At 63.1% G+C, this 16,260-nt stretch carries 18 protein-coding genes and 1 pseudogene; 11 read left to right on the top strand and 8 right to left on the bottom strand.

Annotated elements, in window-relative coordinates:
- Window positions 1-4: 4 nt before the first annotated feature.
- Both SINAR_RS0105735 and SINAR_RS0105730 read right to left on the bottom strand, forming a co-directional pair.
- A complete protein-coding gene (locus SINAR_RS0105735; RefSeq protein ID WP_027998188.1) occupies window positions 5-715 on the bottom strand; it encodes a metallophosphoesterase family protein in 711 nt (236 codons plus the stop codon).
- Window positions 715-1,539, bottom strand: a complete 825-nt coding sequence (locus SINAR_RS0105730) for a nucleotidyltransferase family protein (RefSeq protein ID WP_419761320.1) — start codon at window positions 1,537-1,539, stop codon at window positions 715-717. Before SINAR_RS0105730 ends, SINAR_RS0105735 begins: the two co-directional genes overlap by 1 nt.
- A gap of 280 nt (window positions 1,540-1,819) precedes the next feature.
- Here SINAR_RS0105730 and SINAR_RS0105725 point away from each other — a divergent pair, with 280 nt between their 5' ends.
- Complete coding sequence (locus tag SINAR_RS0105725) at window positions 1,820-2,059, top strand: hypothetical protein (protein ID WP_027998186.1); 240 nt, start codon at window positions 1,820-1,822, stop codon at window positions 2,057-2,059.
- A 30-nt stretch (window positions 2,060-2,089) separates the two neighbouring features.
- Here SINAR_RS0105725 and SINAR_RS1000000135070 read toward each other — a convergent pair whose 3' ends face one another.
- A complete protein-coding gene (locus tag SINAR_RS1000000135070) occupies window positions 2,090-2,263 on the bottom strand; it encodes a DUF1328 domain-containing protein (RefSeq protein ID WP_027998185.1) in 174 nt (57 codons plus the stop codon).
- A gap of 36 nt (window positions 2,264-2,299) precedes the next feature.
- Window positions 2,300-2,446 (bottom strand): hypothetical protein, encoded by a 147-nt coding sequence (locus SINAR_RS1000000135065; RefSeq protein WP_084617077.1) that lies wholly within the window; start codon window positions 2,444-2,446, stop codon window positions 2,300-2,302.
- 174 nt (window positions 2,447-2,620) lie between these two features.
- Here SINAR_RS1000000135065 and SINAR_RS0105710 point away from each other — a divergent pair, with 174 nt between their 5' ends.
- The 3 genes from SINAR_RS0105710 to SINAR_RS0105700 all read left to right on the top strand — a co-directional run bounded on the left by SINAR_RS0105710 (window position 2,621) and on the right by SINAR_RS0105700 (window position 5,679).
- Entirely contained in the window at window positions 2,621-2,923 is a 303-nt protein-coding gene (locus SINAR_RS0105710; RefSeq protein WP_027998184.1) for a PepSY domain-containing protein, read from the top strand.
- Window positions 2,924-2,944: 21 nt separating this feature from the next.
- Window positions 2,945-3,550: a general stress protein gene (locus tag SINAR_RS0105705; RefSeq protein ID WP_027998183.1), complete on the top strand. Its 606-nt coding sequence runs from the start codon at window positions 2,945-2,947 to the stop codon at window positions 3,548-3,550.
- A gap of 146 nt (window positions 3,551-3,696) precedes the next feature.
- A complete protein-coding gene (locus SINAR_RS0105700) occupies window positions 3,697-5,679 on the top strand; it encodes a protein-L-isoaspartate(D-aspartate) O-methyltransferase (protein ID WP_027998182.1) in 1,983 nt (660 codons plus the stop codon).
- A 19-nt stretch (window positions 5,680-5,698) separates the two neighbouring features.
- Here SINAR_RS0105700 and SINAR_RS0105695 read toward each other — a convergent pair whose 3' ends face one another.
- Both SINAR_RS0105695 and SINAR_RS1000000138155 read right to left on the bottom strand, forming a co-directional pair.
- The gene (locus tag SINAR_RS0105695) at window positions 5,699-6,022 is read right to left on the bottom strand and encodes a hypothetical protein (protein ID WP_027998181.1); all 324 of its coding nucleotides are present in this window, start codon (window positions 6,020-6,022) and stop codon (window positions 5,699-5,701) included.
- Between the two features lie 3 nt (window positions 6,023-6,025).
- On the bottom strand, window positions 6,026-6,157 hold the full coding sequence (locus tag SINAR_RS1000000138155; RefSeq protein ID WP_272913675.1) for a hypothetical protein: 132 nt from the start codon (window positions 6,155-6,157) through the stop codon (window positions 6,026-6,028).
- A 176-nt stretch (window positions 6,158-6,333) separates the two neighbouring features.
- Here SINAR_RS1000000138155 and SINAR_RS0105685 point away from each other — a divergent pair, with 176 nt between their 5' ends.
- Window positions 6,334-6,840, top strand: coding sequence for a ferritin-like domain-containing protein (locus SINAR_RS0105685; protein WP_027998180.1), 507 nt, complete (start codon window positions 6,334-6,336; stop codon window positions 6,838-6,840).
- A 76-nt stretch (window positions 6,841-6,916) separates the two neighbouring features.
- Here the strand turns inward: SINAR_RS0105685 and SINAR_RS0105680 are convergent, their stop codons facing one another.
- Window positions 6,917-7,669 carry an endonuclease/exonuclease/phosphatase family protein gene (locus tag SINAR_RS0105680; protein ID WP_027998179.1) on the bottom strand — a complete coding sequence of 251 codons (753 nt, stop codon included), beginning with the start codon at window positions 7,667-7,669 and terminating at the stop codon, window positions 6,917-6,919.
- A gap of 59 nt (window positions 7,670-7,728) precedes the next feature.
- Here SINAR_RS0105680 and SINAR_RS0105675 point away from each other — a divergent pair, with 59 nt between their 5' ends.
- Entirely contained in the window at window positions 7,729-8,670 is a 942-nt protein-coding gene (locus SINAR_RS0105675) for a putative bifunctional lysylphosphatidylglycerol flippase/synthetase (RefSeq protein WP_027998178.1), read from the top strand.
- Here the strand turns inward: SINAR_RS0105675 and SINAR_RS0105670 are convergent.
- Window positions 8,565-10,218, bottom strand: a pseudogene (locus SINAR_RS0105670) (phospholipase D-like domain-containing protein). The gene SINAR_RS0105675 and the pseudogene SINAR_RS0105670 sit on opposite strands and share 106 nt — an antisense overlap.
- A gap of 143 nt (window positions 10,219-10,361) precedes the next feature.
- On the opposite strand from SINAR_RS0105670, the gene SINAR_RS0105665 reads away from it, so the two are divergent.
- The 5 genes from SINAR_RS0105665 to SINAR_RS0105645 all read left to right on the top strand — a co-directional run bounded on the left by SINAR_RS0105665 (window position 10,362) and on the right by SINAR_RS0105645 (window position 15,970).
- Entirely contained in the window at window positions 10,362-12,179 is a 1,818-nt protein-coding gene (locus SINAR_RS0105665) for a thiamine pyrophosphate-binding protein (protein ID WP_027998176.1), read from the top strand.
- A 147-nt stretch (window positions 12,180-12,326) separates the two neighbouring features.
- On the top strand, window positions 12,327-12,704 hold the full coding sequence (locus SINAR_RS0105660) for a sensory rhodopsin transducer (RefSeq protein ID WP_027998175.1): 378 nt from the start codon (window positions 12,327-12,329) through the stop codon (window positions 12,702-12,704).
- Window position 12,705: 1 nt separating this feature from the next.
- Window positions 12,706-13,935: a D-arabinono-1,4-lactone oxidase gene (locus SINAR_RS0105655; protein WP_027998174.1), complete on the top strand. Its 1,230-nt coding sequence runs from the start codon at window positions 12,706-12,708 to the stop codon at window positions 13,933-13,935.
- Window positions 13,936-13,943: 8 nt separating this feature from the next.
- Window positions 13,944-14,339 carry a sensory rhodopsin transducer gene (locus SINAR_RS0105650; protein WP_027998173.1) on the top strand — a complete coding sequence of 132 codons (396 nt, stop codon included), beginning with the start codon at window positions 13,944-13,946 and terminating at the stop codon, window positions 14,337-14,339.
- Window positions 14,336-15,970: an alpha-amylase family protein gene (locus SINAR_RS0105645; RefSeq protein ID WP_027998172.1), complete on the top strand. Its 1,635-nt coding sequence runs from the start codon at window positions 14,336-14,338 to the stop codon at window positions 15,968-15,970. Before SINAR_RS0105650 ends, SINAR_RS0105645 begins: the two co-directional genes overlap by 4 nt.
- Window positions 15,971-16,260: the final 290 nt, after the last annotated feature.

Here is a 16,260-nt window from a genome sequence, read left to right as displayed (position 1 = left end):
CGCCTCAGAGTTCGAGTATCGCGTAGGGCCTGCCCGTAGGCTTCTCCACATGGGCGGCGACGTTGAAGACCGGGGCGCCGCCCGGCGTCTGTCCCTGGTAGGCGCCCTTGTGGGCATGGCCGTGAACGACGGCGCTCACCTTAAAACGGTCGATCGTCTCCGCGAGCCGCGAAGATCCGAGAAACGGGTAGATCTCCTTCGGCTCCCCGGCGACGGTTTCAGGGATCGGCGCGTAGTGCAGCACGACGAGCGCGCGCTCCGCCCTGGTCGCCCTCAAGGCGTTTTCCAGCCGCATTGCTTCGTCGACGCTTGTCCCCACCATGGTCTTTATAGCAGCTTCGCCGAAGGCGCCGAGCATGTGCCGGCCGAAGCCGCCGATGAAGCCTTTGGTTCCGCAGAAGCCGACCCCGGCAATTTCGATGCTCTGACCGTCGAGGAGATGCACACCCGCCTTGACAAGGATCGACGAGACTTCCTCCACGGCATCGCATTGGTGATCATGATTTCCGAGCACCGCGACAACCGGAATGGTGCAGGATTTCAGATCAGCCGCGAGAAGCTCCGCTTCCGCAGGTTTCCCGAGGTCCGTCAGGTCGCCGGCGATCACGAGCACGTCTGCGGCGCGCGAGATCTCCGCAAACAGGTCCGTATAGGAGACCGACCGGTCCTCCTTCACGTGCAGGTCCGCTACGGCGGCTACCTTCAACTTGCGCATCAGTCCGTATCCTCAGTTTCTGCGCTGACGTCGGAGTCGCCTCCGACATCGGCGAAACCCCATTCCTTCACATCGATTTCGTAGTCGGGACGCGAATACATCCGGCCGCGACAGATCTTCGTCAGCGGCGGCGGGAGGCTTCTCTGTTCCGCCAGCCTGCTCAGGAGCTCGTCCATCAGCCAGAGCGGGACCTTGCAGCGTTCGGAGGGATAGATCCATCTGAAGTTCAGGATGTGGATGAGCAGGACCTCCCAATGCGCTTCCATGTATCCGAGCAATCTTGCCCAGTCGATTCGGTCATGCGCCTTCAGGATCAGGTGCGCGACGTCGGCACCGTCGTAGCGGTGGCGAAGCTGGATGAAGGCCTTGGACCACACGAGTTCCGTCGGCGCGACGATCGAGCAGGTGGAGGGACCGATCTCTACCGACAGGGCATTGGCGAACCAGGCGTCGCTGACCAGCATGGTTCCATTCGGCGAAGAGAAGATGACGTCGAAGAAGGACTTGCCTTTGAAGACCTTGCCCAGCCATCGGTCGTCCTCGATTTCGACGGCGTATCCGAGCGACTTGAAGTGATTGAGAATGCGGGTGTAATCGCCCGGCTTGCAGAAAACGTCGAGGTCTTTGGTCGGCCTGGATATGCCGGTATGCGCGCTGACGGCGAAAGTGCCGGCGATCAGAAACGGAATTTGCGATCGGCCCAGCTCGGCGATTGCCTCGGCGACGAAGGCCTCGGCCTCCTCGTCGACCAGACGCGGCAGTGCGAGCGGCTCGGAAGGGTGTTCCGAAGGTGCGTTCGGAGGCATTGACGTCATGCTGGTCATCCAAATAAACGGGACTTCCCTGACAACACGTCAGTCTTTCGGAAGTTCCGCAGGGCGGGAACGCTCCCGTCAAAGCCCGGGACTTGCAGCAAACCCGGTCGATACTCTGCTGGAAATGCTCCAAGGTGCGAACGTGATGGAACCGCGGACCCCGTCGTGGCGTTTGTCTGACAGCTATCGCATGAGCGCCCGGAACGGAAGCGAAGGGCAAAATCATTAGGTAAATCAAAGCGCTGTAGCGAGTGCGTGCGTCTGTCGATGTGCGCTGCAGGAGGAACATATGCCTGTCATCAGCCCCACGATTCATAGCCAGCAAAACAGCCGCGATCTTGAATGCCAGCGAGCGTTGGAGGACGAATTCCTGGTCCTTACGGCTCTGGCTGAAGAAGCGGGCTGGTCATGGCAGGAGATCGCGCTCGCAATGATGGAGCTGACAGAACAATATGTGGCGGCCATGCGCCCAAGCTCGGCCATGGAAGCACGATCCCTCCTGCGGATGCATTCGAAAAGCCTGCACTGACCGGAGCGGTTTTCGGCCTGATTCGTCGCACTAGGTCACCGCGCCTCCGACCGCCAGGGCCAGCACCAGAAAGACGAGAAAAATAATCACTGCGATGTAGAACAGTATTTTCGCGATCCCCGCCGTCGCGGCCGAGATGCCGGAGAAGCCGAGGAACCCGGTTATCAACGAGATCACAAAGAAAATCAGAGCCCACTTCAGCATGATCGTTCCTTCCGTTCGGCTCAGGGGGCCGGCTGGTTAACGGCTGCCCCGGTGCGGATCCTTGCCGGCCGACTGGCTGCTTTTCTTGACGTCGTCCTTCTTTGCCTGATCACCGGCGCGGTTTCCGCCATGGGTTCCTTTCGAGCTTTTGGCGGTCTTGCCGTCCTTCACGTTCGTAGCCATCTCGCTTCCTCCTGGATCCCGGTGGAGCGAGTGCAACCGAGGAGGCGCGATAATGTTCCCGGCTGACGCAAGGCCGGCTCACGCATCGGTGCTTCTCCACCGGCAGCACTCGGAACCAAATCTGGCCCGGACGGTTTGGTTGGCCGGATCAGGTTCCCTGAGAGAGGAAAGGCGATGAAGAACATCATTCTCGCCGCTGCCGTGCTGATGGGCACTGCCGCGGCGCCGCTCTTCGCGCAGACGGCGGGAAACACGCCGGCCATCGCCACCCCCGGCACCGAAAACCCGACCGCACCTGTCCCGGGCGAAAACAGCTTCACGGAAGACCAGGCAAGGGAGCGGATGGAAAAAGCGGGCTACACGGGCATCAAGGGCCTGAAGCTCGACGATCAGGGCATCTGGCGGGCAACCGCGACGAAGAACGGCAGGTCCGTCCCAATCGCTCTCGACTTTCAGGGAAACGTAGTCGCGCTTTAGAGCTCAAAAGGGAAGAAGACGATGAGAACCGTGGCAGGGCTGTTTGACGATTACGGTGAAGCCCGAGGCGCCGTGAGCGATCTGGAAGCGGCAGGGTTTCCCTCCGAAAATATCAGCATCGTCGCCAACAATGCGGGCGAGCGCTACTCGGGCGACGGCTCCGGTGCGGCAGCCGGTGCGGGAGCCGGTGCGGGTCTGGGCGCCGTGGGCGGTGGTACGGTGGGGCTTTTGACGGGGTTGGGCCTGATGGCCATACCCGGCGTCGGACCCGTGGTTGCGGCTGGCTGGCTGGCCTCGACCGCCGCCGGCGCGGCGGCGGGCGCTCTTGCCGGAGGTGCGGCCGGCGGCATCATCGGATCGCTCACCGATTCCGGGATCGAAGAGGAGGATGCGCATCTTTACGCCGAGGGCGTCCGCCGAGGCGGCACGCTGGTTGTGGTCAAGACCGAGGAAACCCTGGTCGCACAGGCGGACGGGATCCTGAGAAATCGCGATGCCGTCGACATATCGGTTCGGCGCCGCGCCTATACCGAGGATGGCTGGACCCGGTTCGACACCGCTTCCAGCCCGTATACCCTCGACGAAATCGAACGCGAACGGGAACGCTTCCGCCGTCCGGCGCTTTAGCGGCGGGACTGTCGGGCCGCAGCCGCGGCTGGACGCCCCGTTCGGGTCCGCAAAGCAACCCGGCCGCCGCAATTAGACCGCTTAGCCCCCTTCGACCAAGCGATCCTGCGCAGCGGCTGCGACAAGACCCAAGGAAGGCCTCCGCCATGATTGATTTTTCCCGCGCCCGCGAACGGATGATCACGTCGCATCTCTCCCGACGGGGGATAAGGGACAGGCATGTCGTGGAGGCGATGGGCTCCGTCCCGCGGGAGGCTTTCGTGGATCCGGGCTTCGAGGAATTCGCCTATGAGGATTCGGCCCTTTCGATCAGCCACGGCCAGACCATCTCGCAACCCTATATCGTAGCGCTGATGATCGAACGGGCCGAGGTGCAGCCGGGCGATACGGTGCTCGAAATCGGGACCGGATCCGGCTACGCGGCTGCGGTGCTCAGCCGGATCGCGGCGCATGTCTATACGATCGAGCGCCATGCCGGCCTGGCCGACTCTGCCAAGAGACGATTTGCCGAGCTGCGTTATCGGAATATCGATGTGCGCGTCGGCGACGGCACGGCCGGTTGGCCCGAGGCAGGTCCCTTCGACGCCATACTGGTCGCCGCCGGCGGTCCCGAGATACCGCACGCGCTGAAGGAGCAGCTCGACCTCGGGGGCCATCTCGTCATACCCGTCGGCCCCCCCGACGAGCAGCGCCTGATGAAGGTCACGCGCGTGAACGCGACGACATACGAGGAACAGGACCTCGGCGGCGTCAGATTCGTGCCGCTCGTCGGCGAACACGGCTGGAACGAGGAACAGGCGGAGGCGCGGGCAAGGCGAAATCTGCGGCCGGCTCCCACCTTGCCGGAATTGGTAGCCGCGGCGGCCGAGCCGCTGCCCGATTTCGACGATCCCGCGTTCGCGCGCCTTTTCGATCGCTTTGCCGGGCGGCGGGTCCTGTTGCTCGGAGAGGCAAGCCACGGCACGTCGGAATTCTATCGCGCCCGCGCGGCAATCACGCGCCGCCTCATCGAGGAACATGGGTTTACGATCGTAGCCGTCGAGGCGGACTGGCCGGATGCGGCGGCCGTCGATCGCTACGTCCGCCATCGGACGCAAGGCATGCTCCTCGACCCGCCGTTCCAACGCTTCCCGACTTGGATGTGGCGCAATCGCGAAGTGATGGACTTCGTCGAATGGATGCGCGGATACAACGCCGGCAGGAGCCTTTCCGACCAGGCGGGCTTTTATGGCCTGGACATCTATAATATGCGCGGCTCGATTGCCGCCGTCCTGCGGTATCTCGATCGGACCGATCCCCAGGCCGCCGCGGTCGCCCGCGAGCGTTACGGATGCCTGACGCCCTGGCAGAACGAGCCGTCGACCTATGGCCGTGCGGCCATGACCGCGGGTTTCCGCAAATGCGAAGAGGCCGTCGTCAGGCAATGCCGGGAACTCCTGGAGAAGCAGCTCGAAGCCGGCCGCGGCAGCGGTGACGAGCTTCTCGACGCGGTACAGAATGCACGCCTCGTCGCTTCGGCCGAACGCTACTACCGCATCATGTATTATGCCGGGCCTGACTCCTGGAACATGCGCGACACCCATATGTTCGAAACGCTCGAGCATCTTTTGCATGCGCGCGGCGCTCGCTCGAAAGCGGTCGTGTGGGCGCACAACTCACACATAGGCGATGCCCGACACACCGATATGGGCACGGCACGCGAGGAGTTGAACGTCGGCCAGCTCTGCCGTGAGCGGTTCGGCGATCAGACCGCGTTGATCGGCTTCGGCACGCATGGCGGCCATGTCGCTGCCGCAAGCGCCTGGGACGGGGACATGGAAGTGAAGCCGATCCGGCCGTCGCTCGAAGGAAGCTACGAACGCGTGCTTCACGATTCCGGGGTCGAGCGCTTCCTCATCGACTTTGCGCGCCACGCCCGTCTGCGCGAAGCTCTCCTCGAGCCGATGCTCGAGCGGTTCATCGGGGTGATCTACAGGCCGGACACGGAGCGCTTCAGCCATTATGCCCACGCGTCGCTGCCGCGGCAGTTCGATGCCTTCGTCTGGTTCGACCAGACTACGCCGGTCGAACCGCTCGGCCCGGAACACATGAGGGAGGGCGTACCGGACACGTTTCCATTCGGTTTGTGAGGCTCGTAACTCTTTTGAGCTAAAGCTGCGTCGAGATGATGTTGTCGACGCCCACTTTCCCACGCAGAACGCCACGCTCGGTGCCCTCCGGGGCCGGCCCTTCCTCTACGACCGTATAGAGCTTCTCGCTGCGAAAGGCGCTGGCCATGTCGGTCGTGACGCCTTCCGCCGGCTTGGCATCGATATCGAGGAAATCGAGTTCAGCCTCGCTCGCAACGATGCGGGCATCGCCGCTTGACCTTGCCGCCACCACTACCTCGCCCTGGTAGCTGGCATTTTGCCAATTGGGATCGTCAGGCCCTGCGAGTGGCGACAGACGGTATATCGTGAGCTCTTCCTGCATGTGCTACTCCGACTGGTCGATCGCATGTGGCGGCGGTTGCCCCGGCTCGGACGATTGGTCGAGGGGAAACATCGTCCACAGCGCTGCAACCAGCACCAGAACGGCGATCACTGCTGCAGCCACGATTTTCGACATATGAACCTTCCGACGATTGCCGAGGCCGAACCGCGAAACCCGCGGTTTTCCGGTCTCCAATCACCAAGCCTTCGAATTGTTCCGAAACCCGGATTTACCGGGACTGCTTGCGATCCCGCAGGAACATTTCCGGAAACCGCCAGTTGGAGCACGGCCGAGAAAGAAAGGAACAGGCGATGGCAACCGCGAACGAACACCTTGTGGCTTGGCTCAGAGATGCGCATGCCATGGAAGAGCAGGCGATCACGATGCTCACCAGCCAATCGAGCCGGCTGGAAAACTATCCCGAACTCAAGACCAGGATCGACCACCACCTGCAGGAGACGAAAGATCAGGCGGCCATGCTCGAGCGCTGCCTCGAACGGCTCGACGGCGGGACTTCCAGCATCAAGGATATCAGCGGCAAGATCGTGGCACTCGGGCAAGGCTTGAGCGGTCTCTTCGTCGGTGACGAAGTGGTCAAGGGCACGCTGGCCGGCTACACGTTCGAGCATATGGAAATCGCCAGCTACAGGATTCTCATAGCCGCAGCCGAACAGGTGGGCGATCAGGAGACGAAGCGGGTCTGCGAAAGCATCCTGCAGCAGGAAATCGCGATGGCCGAGTGGCTGGGCCAGCACGCCGGCGAGATCACGCGCAGGTTCCTTGAGCGAGACCAGCAAGATGTAACGGCGAAGCACTGAACCTCCTCTGCCCCAGCGCCGGGTAATTCGTGCGGGCCGACTCAGGCGAGCGATTTTCCCGGCAGTGCCCGAGCGCTCACGCGGATTGCTGCTTTTCACCTCGCAGGACGACATCCAATTCGGCAAGCAGCGGAAGATGATCCGAAGCGCTTCGCGCCAGGGCGCTGTTGTGCACTCTGCAGGAAGCCACCTCGATGTCTTCGCCGATCAGCACGTGATCGATGCGCAGAAGCGGCAATCGGGACGGAAAGGTCGGCCGCGGCTTGGCGCCGGTCAGCAGCTGTGCGTCCTTCAGCTGTCGTGCCAGGAGCCTGTAGGCGGTCGAGCGCCCCGTCGCGTTGAGATCGCCTGCCAGGACCACATGAGTGTCTTTCTGCGCCATTCCTCCGAGCCAGCCGTGACCCAAAAGGGCCGTTGCCTGACGCAGGCGCTCGGCGCCGCGCAATCCGAGGTGGGTCACGATGACCTGGAGCTTGACTTCGGCGACGTCGATCTCCACCCAGAGCGCGCCTCGCGGCTCGCCCGACGAGGGGAGCGGAGCGGCCTTGATCAAGCGCATGGGCAGGGCCGTCAGCACGGCATCTCCATATTTTTCGTCCTCCAGATGGAGTGCCGGATGGAACTCAGCCTCCATGTTGAGATGGGTGGCAATCATATGGGCCTGGTCTATTCCGCCGGTGCGGACGCGCCCGACGTCGACTTCCTGCAGCGCGATGATGTCGGGCTGACATTCGGCGATGACGGCGGCGATGCGCGCGGGATCGAGCTTGCGGTCGGTGCCGAAGCAGCTGTGGACGTTATAGGTGAGGAAACGTATCCGCTGTCGCATCGCTTTCGGGAACACGTAGCACCTGCTTTTCGTTCCGGTGAGTGCGCAAGGGAGGGCCGATGTCCAGAAAAATCCTAGCGAGACTGTTCATCGCCGCCGCTATCGGCGTGGCGGGCTGGCTGATCTACCGCACCCTCAGCCAGCATAGCTTTCATGAAATCGTCGCCTCGGTCATGCGGATTCCGGCCGGGCATTTACTTGCGGGCATCGGTTTCGTCTTCCTTTCCTATTTCTGCCTGACCCTGTTCGATACTCTCGCGATCCGCTATGTCGGCCGAAAGCTTGCCTATCCGCAAATCGCCATCGCCTCTTTCACCAGCCTTTCGATCGGCCACAATGTCGGCGGCGCGGCCTTGAGCAGCGGTGCCATACGTTACCGGTTCTATTCGCGCTGTGGATTGAGTGCCGAAGAGGTGGCGAAGGTTATCCTCTTCTGCGGCGTCACAGTCGGCCTGGGCCTTATCGCACTGGCGGGGCTTTGCTTTCTGCTCGTGCCGGCGGGAGCCGCTCGGCTTACCGGATTTTCCATGACCGGCGCTTTTCTTCTCGGCGCCGCCTGCATCGCAGCCGCGGGCGGCTACGTCCTGCTGGCTTATTTTCTGCGCGGTTCGGTTCGCATCTTCCGCTGGACCTTCGAAATGCCCTCGGCGGGGATCGCCGCCCTGCAGGTCATCGTCGGCATCGCCAACTTCCTTTGCGTCAGCGCAGCACTGCATCAGCTGCTCAGCGCCTTCGAAGAAGTGAGTTTCATCGATACGGCAATGGCCTATGTCGGCGCCGGCGTCACCGCGATTATCAGCCATGTTCCGGGCGGGATCGGGGTGCTCGAGGCGACGGTCGCATTTCTGCTGGGCAGTTCGGCGAACCTGGGCGCGCTGATCGCCTTTCGGGCGATCTATTTCTTCCTGCCGCTTCCGCTGGGTTTGATCTCACTTTCCGTTGCAGAGTTGGCAGCCCGCCGGGAAGAGGAAAAAAGTCTGGTGAGCAAGGCGAAAAGCTGACCCGTCCAACGCCTCAGCAGTTTATGCGTGCGGTAAAAGGGCCGGATCGGCCTTTGTGGATCGACGATCTCGGTGCCCCAGACGAGACTGGTCGCGCCGTCGTTATCGATCCCGTCGAAGGCACGTATGCCGCGCCGGCGCGTGTTCAACCGGTCGATGGTGGCGACGAGAGAGTCCGTTTCTCTCAATGCTTCTCCAACGGCGTCCGCTTCGACGTCGAGATGTTCTGCGATCAGGCCGTTGCGGATCCTGGCGATGGCGGACCGATGTCCTTCGTCGGCGGCTTCCACGGCGACGTCGCACTCGGTGTCGAGGCTTGCCGAACGGTGATTGAAATTCGACGAGCCGACGCGGAAAAAGCGGTCGTCGATCGCGACCACCTTGGAATGGATTATCACCTCCTGCTCGGAGCCGTCGGCGGCGGGAACGACCGGATAGGCGACGCTGAGCCTGCCGTAACGGTCGGCCTGCTTCAGCCGCCGAACCAGGCGATCGCGGTTTCCGCCCATGAAGATGCGTTCAAGAAGTCCATGCGAGCTGCGGGTGGTGATGATCACGACTTCCGGGCCGTCCGGCTCCTGCAACCGATCGCAGAGCAACTGCCCTATTCTTCCCGACGCGAAATACTGGTTCTCGATGTAGATGTGGCGACGTGCGCTGCGCAGGGCATCGAGCGTCAGCCGCAGGGCCTCCTGTCGCCCGCGCCATTTGCGCGACCGCGGCTCCGTGCGGGCGATCGCAACTGGACAATTCTCGAGGACGGGCATCGTGCCGTTCGGCCATACCGGCGCCCTTGCGCGCGGTGCTTCGATTTCTTCGCCGGTAGAGGCTTTCCATCGGGCGCGGCAGAGGTCGCCGATGGCGCGGCTCGCCTCGCCTTCAAGCACTGCCTGGATGTCGTGCACCGGATCATAGGGTTTCCCGTCTGGATCGCGGCGCAGCTCGTTCTCGGCTGCGTGCTCCGACGTGTCCCAGCGCCGGGCCGTCAGGTCGATGCCCCCGGCAAATGCGATGCTGTCGTCGATGCAGACGAGCTTCTGGTGATGCGATCCGCGAAGCGCCCGATGGCTCGCAAAGCGAAGCTCGATCTGCGTATGTGCAGCCCATTGCTGCTTGCGAAAGAGCCTCAGCGACTTGCCCGAATAGATCGGACCCATCGCCCAGACGAGAATGCGGATCTTGAGTTTCGGCTTTTGCGCAGCCAGGCGCTCGAGCCTGCTGCCAAGCGATTCCCCATGCGGGTCGTCCGGCCTGAGCCTGATACGCGGATCGAAGTCCCATCCGGTGATCCAGATCTGCTCTTCCGCTTCCTCAAAGGTGCTGTCGAGGCAAGCATAATAGGCGGCTGCGTCCACCAGGAAGGCCATATGCCGCGCGGGCGCGCTGCGCCAGACATTCTCGGCCTCCTTGATGATCGGCCCGCTCGGCCGGCGCCATCGGCCGGCCGTGTTTCCGGTGAACGCGCTTTTCCAGTCCAAGCTTCCCATCCCGTGCGTGGCGACTGCAAATTGAATCCCTTTCGGTCGGGATTTGTTCCAGGGGCAGCATTGTTGTTGCACAAGGCCGCCTGGCGGGTCTGGGCCGCGGAGCTCGGCCACGGCGGAACATTTCCGCGGGGGAGGGGATTAGAAGACCCCGAGCCTTCAACGCACACCCGCAAAATCGCGCTCTTTCCGATCGGAGGGATGGACATGCCGAACGCTTCCGACATTCTCATCGACACGCTTATTGAATGGAACGTCGACGTCGTCTTCGGCCTGCCCGGAGATGGCATCAACGGCATCATGGAGGCGCTCAGGAGGCGGCAGGACCGTATCCGCTTCGTTTCCGTGCGGCACGAGCAGTCCGCCGCCTTCATGGCATGCGCCTATGCCAAGTTCACCGGCAGGCTCGGGGTCTGTCTCGCCACATCCGGTCCGGGCGGCACAAATCTTCTGACCGGGCTCTACGATGCGAAGCTGGACCAGATGCCGGTGCTCGCGATCACGGGCATGCAGTATCACGATCTGATCGAGACCTTCTCCCAGCAGGATGTCGATCTCACACGCGTCTTCGAAGACGTCGCCGTCTACAATGCGCAGGTGAACGATGCCGCCCACATGGAGAATCTCGCAAACCTTGCCTGCCGGTCGGCGCTCTCGAAGCGCGGCGTGGCGCATCTTTCGATCGCCAACGACGTGCAGGAGCGGATGGCCGATGGCGGGCGGTCCCGCCGCAACCGCCCGGGGCACATGCCGAGCAGATACTTCGCCGGCAAGCTCGCGCCGTTCGAAACCGACCTTTCGAGAGCGGCTGATCTCCTGAATGCGGGCAGGAAGGTGGCTATTCTTGCGGGGCGCGGCGCGCTCGAAGCAAAGGAGGCTCTGCGTGAGACGGCGGAACTGCTGGGCGCACCCGTGGCAAAGGCCCTGCTCGGCAAAGCCGTGCTGCCCGACGACGATCCGCTCACCACGGGCGGCATCGGCATACTCGGCACCGCTCCATCGCAGGAGATCATGCAGCAATGCGACACGCTGCTGATCGTCGGTTCGACGTTCCCCTATATCGAATACTATCCGAGGCGGAACGCGGCCGCCGGAATCCAGATCGACCACGATCCGCAGCGCATCGGCCTGCGTTACCCGGTCGAGGTCGGGCTGGTCGGCGAGGCAGGCGAGACGCTTCGCATGCTCAACGAGAGGCTCAAGCGCAAGGCGGACCGGTCGTTCCTCGAGCGGGCGCAAGAGCAGACGCGAAACTGGCGGCGCGAATTGCGGGCGATGGAGGGTGACAGGAGTTCCCCCCTGAAACCGCAGGCGGCGGTCGCCGCTTTCGGCCGGCGCATCGCGAAGAACGGCATCGTCGTCACCGATTCCGGGCAGAACACCGAACTTGCCGCCCGCCATGTGGATCTCGGCACGGACCACATGTTCGCAGTGTCGGGCGCCCTGGCTTCGATGGCCTCGGGCCTGCCCTATGCGATAGCGGCAGGGATCGCCATGCCGGATCGCCCGATCTATGCGGTCGTGGGTGATGGCGGTTTTGCCATGCAGCTCGGCGAATTTGCGACGGCCGTCGGCTACCGGGTTCCCTTGAAGCTCCTGGTGATCCGGAACGATATGCTGAACCAGATCGCCTGGGAGCAGATGATGTTTCTCGGCAATCCGCAATTCGCCTGCGAGCTGCCGCCGATCGACTTCGCCGCGGCGGCAGAAGCCATGGGCGGCCGGGGCTTCACGATCCAGTCCTTCGGCGAAATCGACGGGATCATGGATCAGGCCTTCGCCGCGCAGGGGCCGGTGGTCATCCAGGCGCTGGTCGATCGCTACGAGCCGCTGATGCCGCCGAAACTGCCGGAAGATTACGCCCGCAACCTCCGCGCCGCACTGCCGGAAACGCCGGGTCACGAGAAGATCGAGGAAAACCTCAAGCATTCACCCGTCGGCAAGAAGGTAATGGACGAGGCGCCGCAGCCGCCGCACGAGGCGGCGCCGGACGAGAATACCGGCGAACTGCCGGGGATTCCGTAGAAGGCTCAGGCGCCGCGCGTTTTATGAGACGCCACCATGCACACTGCGGCCACTGCACGCCTTTGCAGGAAGCGGCCGCTCGTACCTCAGGGAACAAAGCCTCGGTTCTCCGGTTCGAACCGGAAGTATTTGTTACGAGGATCGAGAATGACGCATGCGATCGGCAGCAGGCGATGGGCGATCGCCGACGGCTATATTCCTTCTTCAGGCGCGAGCGACGATCCCGCCCTCGTCTCCCATGAAAGCGCCTGTATCCTGAACACCGGAGACACGCCGGCCAAGGTGGAGGTCACGTTGTTCTTTTCCGACAGAGAGCCCGCGGGCCCGTACCGGCTTTCTGTTGCGGCCCGCCGAACCGTGCATCTGCGCTTCAACGATCTGGACGATCCGGAGCGCGTGCCGCGGGACACGTCCTATGCTTCGCTGATCGAGTCCGACAGGCCGATCGTCGTGCAGCAGACGCGGCTCGATTCGCGGCAACCTCCCCACGCTCTCTTGAGCACCATCGCCTATTGCCAGGAGTAGCATGCCGAACACGCCGTGGAGTGCTACCTCTGATAACCTCGACCAGGATTGTCACAACTGGTCGGGAGGTCTGCGCTTTCGCCCCTCGCGTCTGGAGGTGCCGGAGAGCGAGGAGGCCGTGGCGGCGCTCGTGCGTACGGCCGCGAGACAGGGCCGCTGTATTCGCCCGGTCGGTTCCGCCCACTCGTCGAGCGAGATCTACCTGACCGACGACATCCTGGTTTCGCTGGCGAAAATCCGCGGGCTCGGCGACCATGATGCGCAGCGCCATCGCGCCACGGTCGGCGCCGGTTCGCAATTGACCGAGCTCAGCAAAGAGCTGCAGGCGGCCGGTATGACGCTCTCCAATTTCGGCGACGTCGCCACCCAGACCGTCGGCGGGGCGATCGGAACCGGCACGCATGGGTCCGGTCGCAACTCCCCCAACCTGTCGATGATGCTCGTCGGCGGCCGCCTGGTCACCGCCGAAGGAGAGATAAGGGCGCTCGGCTTTGATGAGGAGCCGGATCTCCTGCGAGCCTTGCGCGTGTCCTTCGGTACGCTCGGCATTCTCACCTGGGCAACCTTGGAGCTCGAGCCGCTGCACGACCTGCATCGCCAGGAGTGGTGCCTTGGCTTCGAGCCCTGCATGGAGGCGCTCGACAGGCTCTCCCGCGAAAACCGGAACTTCGATTTCTACTGGTATCCCCGCTCCGACGAAGTGAAGATCCGGTGCCTCAACACGCCAGGCGAGGAGAAGGACTACGGCGCCTTCGCGCGGCTGGCGAAGGACGAAACCGGCCCGCCGCACGCGGTCATTCCCCAGCACAGCGACCTTCCCCATCGCTTCGAGGAGATGGAGTACTCTATAACCGCCGAGGCGGGGACGGAATGTCTCGGAAAGCTACGCGCGCGGATCAAGGAAAGATGGCGCCGCTGGGTCGGGTGGCGCCTGCTCTATCGCTACATAAAGGCCGACGACAGCTGGCTCAGCGAAGCCTACGGACGGGATTCCGTGAGCATATCGCTCCATCAGAATGCGACGCTCCCCTACTGGGACTTCTTTCTCGACCTCGAGCCTATCATGCGCGACCACGGCGGGCGGCCGCACTGGGCGAAGAAGCACAGTCTTCGCGCAGCCGAGCTCAAGTCCCTTTACCCGATGTGGGACCGCTTTCTCGCGCTCCGGCAGGAAATGGATCCGCACGGACGCTTCCTGACGCCGTATCTGCGCAGGCTTCTAGGCTGTTAGGAGGACGTATGGAGGCGATCGGCAGGAGGCGATGGACGATATCGGGAGGACACATCCCCCTTGAAAGCAACGGTCCGGAACCCGCGTTCACGAGCCGCGACGAGATCGCGGTGCTCAACTGTTCAGGCAAGGCGGCCAGACTGCGCATTCACATTCATTATGCGGATCGTCCGGCTGTCGGACCTTATGAGGTGGAGGTCGCCGGGCGGCGGGTCCGCCGCATCCGCTTCAATGACCTGATCTTTCCCGAGGCGCTGCCGCTGGGCGAGGATTTCGGCGCGGTGATCGAGGCGGATGTCCCGGTGGTCGTGCAGTTCAGCCGCTTTGACGGCGGAGCGCAGCCGCGCAACGCGGTCGCGACCGCGGCCTATGCCGAGCGAAACCTTCGAGGGGGCCGACAATGAGAGAGGCGCCGTGGTTTTCGAGCTCGGTCATCTATGGAATCGACGTGCGCAGATTCGCCGACGGAAACGGCGACGGGATCGGCGACTTCGTGGGTCTCAAGGAGCGCGTGCCTTATCTGCACTATATCGGCATCGATTGCGTGTGGCTCTCGCCCTTCTTCAGGTCCCCCTTCGCCGACAACGGCTACGACGTCAGCGACTATTATTCCATCGATCCTTCGCTCGGAACGCTCAACGACTTCCTGGAATTCCTCCACGCCGCCGGTGAACAGGGCATTCGCGTCATCATCGACCTTGTCGCAAACCATACATCGAGCGAGCATCCGTGGTTCCAGGCCGCGCGGCGCGATGCACGCTGCCGATTCCGCGACTATTACGTCTGGTCGGAAAGCCCGCCGCCGGTCGCGCCGGACAACGAGACGGCGTTTCCCGGCGAGGAAAGCAGCGTCTGGACCTATGACGATCTCGCCCAAGCCTATTATTTCCACAAGTTCCGCCATTTCCAGCCGGACCTGAACATCGCCAATCCGGCGGTGCGTGACGAATTGCTCCGGGTGGTCGACTACTGGTTGACACTGGGGGTCGACGGATTCCGGGTGGATGCCGCGCCATTCGTCATAGGCGAAACCGGCATAGAGCACGCGGATCCCAGGGATCCCCACGGGCTTCTCAGGGAAATGCGCGCGCTCGTCGACGGCAGACGCCAGGAGGGCCTTCTGCTCGGCGAAGCGGATCTCGCGCCGGAAAAGCTGCGTCCCTATTTCGGTGAGGGAAAGCTCGACCTTCTGTTCAACTTCGTGTTGTGCGCGGCTTTCGCCGCGAGCCTCGCGCGGCAGAAGGCCGACCCCATCGGTCAGGCGCTTTCGATCATGCCGGAGCCGCCTCCCCATTGCGGTTGGGCGAACTTCCTGCGCAACCTCGACGAACTGAACCTCGATCGCCTGCCGGCAGACATTCGAGAGGAAACCTTTGCGGCCTTCGCTGCGGACGAGGAGATGCGGATCTACGGTCGCGGCATAAGGCGGCGGCTTGCGCCGATGCTCGACGGAAATCAGGCGAGGATAGAGCTCGCCTTCAGCCTGCTTCTGTCTTCGCCGGGTGTACCCCTTGTCCTCTATGGCGACGAGATCGGCCTTGGCGAAGACCCTTCCCGACCCGGCCGCGAGTCCGTCCGGATCCCAATGCAATGGAACGCGGGTGCCAATGCCGGGTTTTCCACGGCTCAGCGCACCAGGCTCGTACAGCCGCCGGTGGCCGATGGCCCATTCTCCTTCAAGCGGGTCAATGTTGAAGCACAGCGCGAGAATCCAAACTCGCTCCTGAACCGTGTCCGGGCGATGATCCTGGCGCGGCGCCGCCACGAGCTCTTCCACAAGGGACGGCCGGTCATTCTGCACACGGGAGATCCCGCGCTGTTCGCGCTGGCCTATTCCGACGGCACCGAACTGTTCGTCGTGCTGCACAATCTTTCGGACGGGAAGAGACGGGCGGAACTCGAACTGCCCGGCGCGATCGATGCCAGGCTCAACGATATTCTCGGCGACCGTGAAGTCGAGCTTTCCGGTCAGCGCCTGGCGATAGGCCTCGGTCCGTTCGGTTATGCCTGGCTTCATTCGGGAAGGACCTGTTGAACTGGGTGCGGGCGGCGGACACCCTCCCGGAGCACCGCGTGCTCATCGCCAGGCCTTGACGACCGAGACGGCAGAAGGGGCCGGCGGCTTCATCACCGTCGATCAGTATCCGGGACGGCACGTCGCCTGGATCGCTGCCACACCCGATAGTCATGCCTCTGACAAGGGCGGTATGAGAAAAGAAGTGCATCCGCTAACCGTGATGCTCCCGTCGGGTGCCGCACTTCAATGAAATTGTGAAATGATCTAGACAGGGATCGATGGCCGCCTTGCGCCGAGAGGGAGGGATT

The sequence above is a fragment of the Sinorhizobium arboris LMG 14919 genome (assembly GCF_000427465.1).
Taxonomy (GTDB): domain Bacteria; phylum Pseudomonadota; class Alphaproteobacteria; order Rhizobiales; family Rhizobiaceae; genus Sinorhizobium; species Sinorhizobium arboris.
Note: the sequence above shows the minus strand (reverse complement) of the source record. Positions and strands in the feature narration are given on the sequence as shown.

Bases quoted from the DNA above. Each gene is read 5' to 3' on its own strand.
- SINAR_RS0105680 (WP_027998179.1), bottom strand. From the start codon at position 7,669: ATGCGACAGCGGATACGTTTCCTCACCTATAACGTCCACAGCTGCTTC.
- SINAR_RS0105735 (WP_027998188.1), bottom strand. From the start codon at position 715: ATGCGCAAGTTGAAGGTAGCCGCCGTAGCGGACCTGCACGTGAAGGAG.
- SINAR_RS0105710 (WP_027998184.1), top strand. From the start codon at position 2,621: ATGAAGAACATCATTCTCGCCGCTGCCGTGCTGATGGGCACTGCCGCG.
- SINAR_RS0105675 (WP_027998178.1), top strand. From the start codon at position 7,729: ATGTCCAGAAAAATCCTAGCGAGACTGTTCATCGCCGCCGCTATCGGC.
- SINAR_RS0105655 (WP_027998174.1), top strand. From the start codon at position 12,706: ATGCCGAACACGCCGTGGAGTGCTACCTCTGATAACCTCGACCAGGAT.
- SINAR_RS0105700 (WP_027998182.1), top strand. From the start codon at position 3,697: ATGATTGATTTTTCCCGCGCCCGCGAACGGATGATCACGTCGCATCTC.
- SINAR_RS0105660 (WP_027998175.1), top strand. From the start codon at position 12,327: ATGACGCATGCGATCGGCAGCAGGCGATGGGCGATCGCCGACGGCTAT.
- SINAR_RS0105725 (WP_027998186.1), top strand. From the start codon at position 1,820: ATGCCTGTCATCAGCCCCACGATTCATAGCCAGCAAAACAGCCGCGAT.
- SINAR_RS0105650 (WP_027998173.1), top strand. From the start codon at position 13,944: ATGGAGGCGATCGGCAGGAGGCGATGGACGATATCGGGAGGACACATC.
- SINAR_RS1000000135065 (WP_084617077.1), bottom strand. From the start codon at position 2,446: ATGGCTACGAACGTGAAGGACGGCAAGACCGCCAAAAGCTCGAAAGGA.
- SINAR_RS0105705 (WP_027998183.1), top strand. From the start codon at position 2,945: ATGAGAACCGTGGCAGGGCTGTTTGACGATTACGGTGAAGCCCGAGGC.
- SINAR_RS0105665 (WP_027998176.1), top strand. From the start codon at position 10,362: ATGCCGAACGCTTCCGACATTCTCATCGACACGCTTATTGAATGGAAC.
- SINAR_RS0105695 (WP_027998181.1), bottom strand. From the start codon at position 6,022: ATGCAGGAAGAGCTCACGATATACCGTCTGTCGCCACTCGCAGGGCCT.
- SINAR_RS0105685 (WP_027998180.1), top strand. From the start codon at position 6,334: ATGGCAACCGCGAACGAACACCTTGTGGCTTGGCTCAGAGATGCGCAT.
- SINAR_RS0105730 (WP_419761320.1), bottom strand. From the start codon at position 1,539: ATGACCAGCATGACGTCAATGCCTCCGAACGCACCTTCGGAACACCCT.
- SINAR_RS1000000135070 (WP_027998185.1), bottom strand. From the start codon at position 2,263: ATGCTGAAGTGGGCTCTGATTTTCTTTGTGATCTCGTTGATAACCGGG.
- SINAR_RS0105645 (WP_027998172.1), top strand. From the start codon at position 14,336: ATGAGAGAGGCGCCGTGGTTTTCGAGCTCGGTCATCTATGGAATCGAC.
- SINAR_RS1000000138155 (WP_272913675.1), bottom strand. From the start codon at position 6,157: ATGTCGAAAATCGTGGCTGCAGCAGTGATCGCCGTTCTGGTGCTGGTT.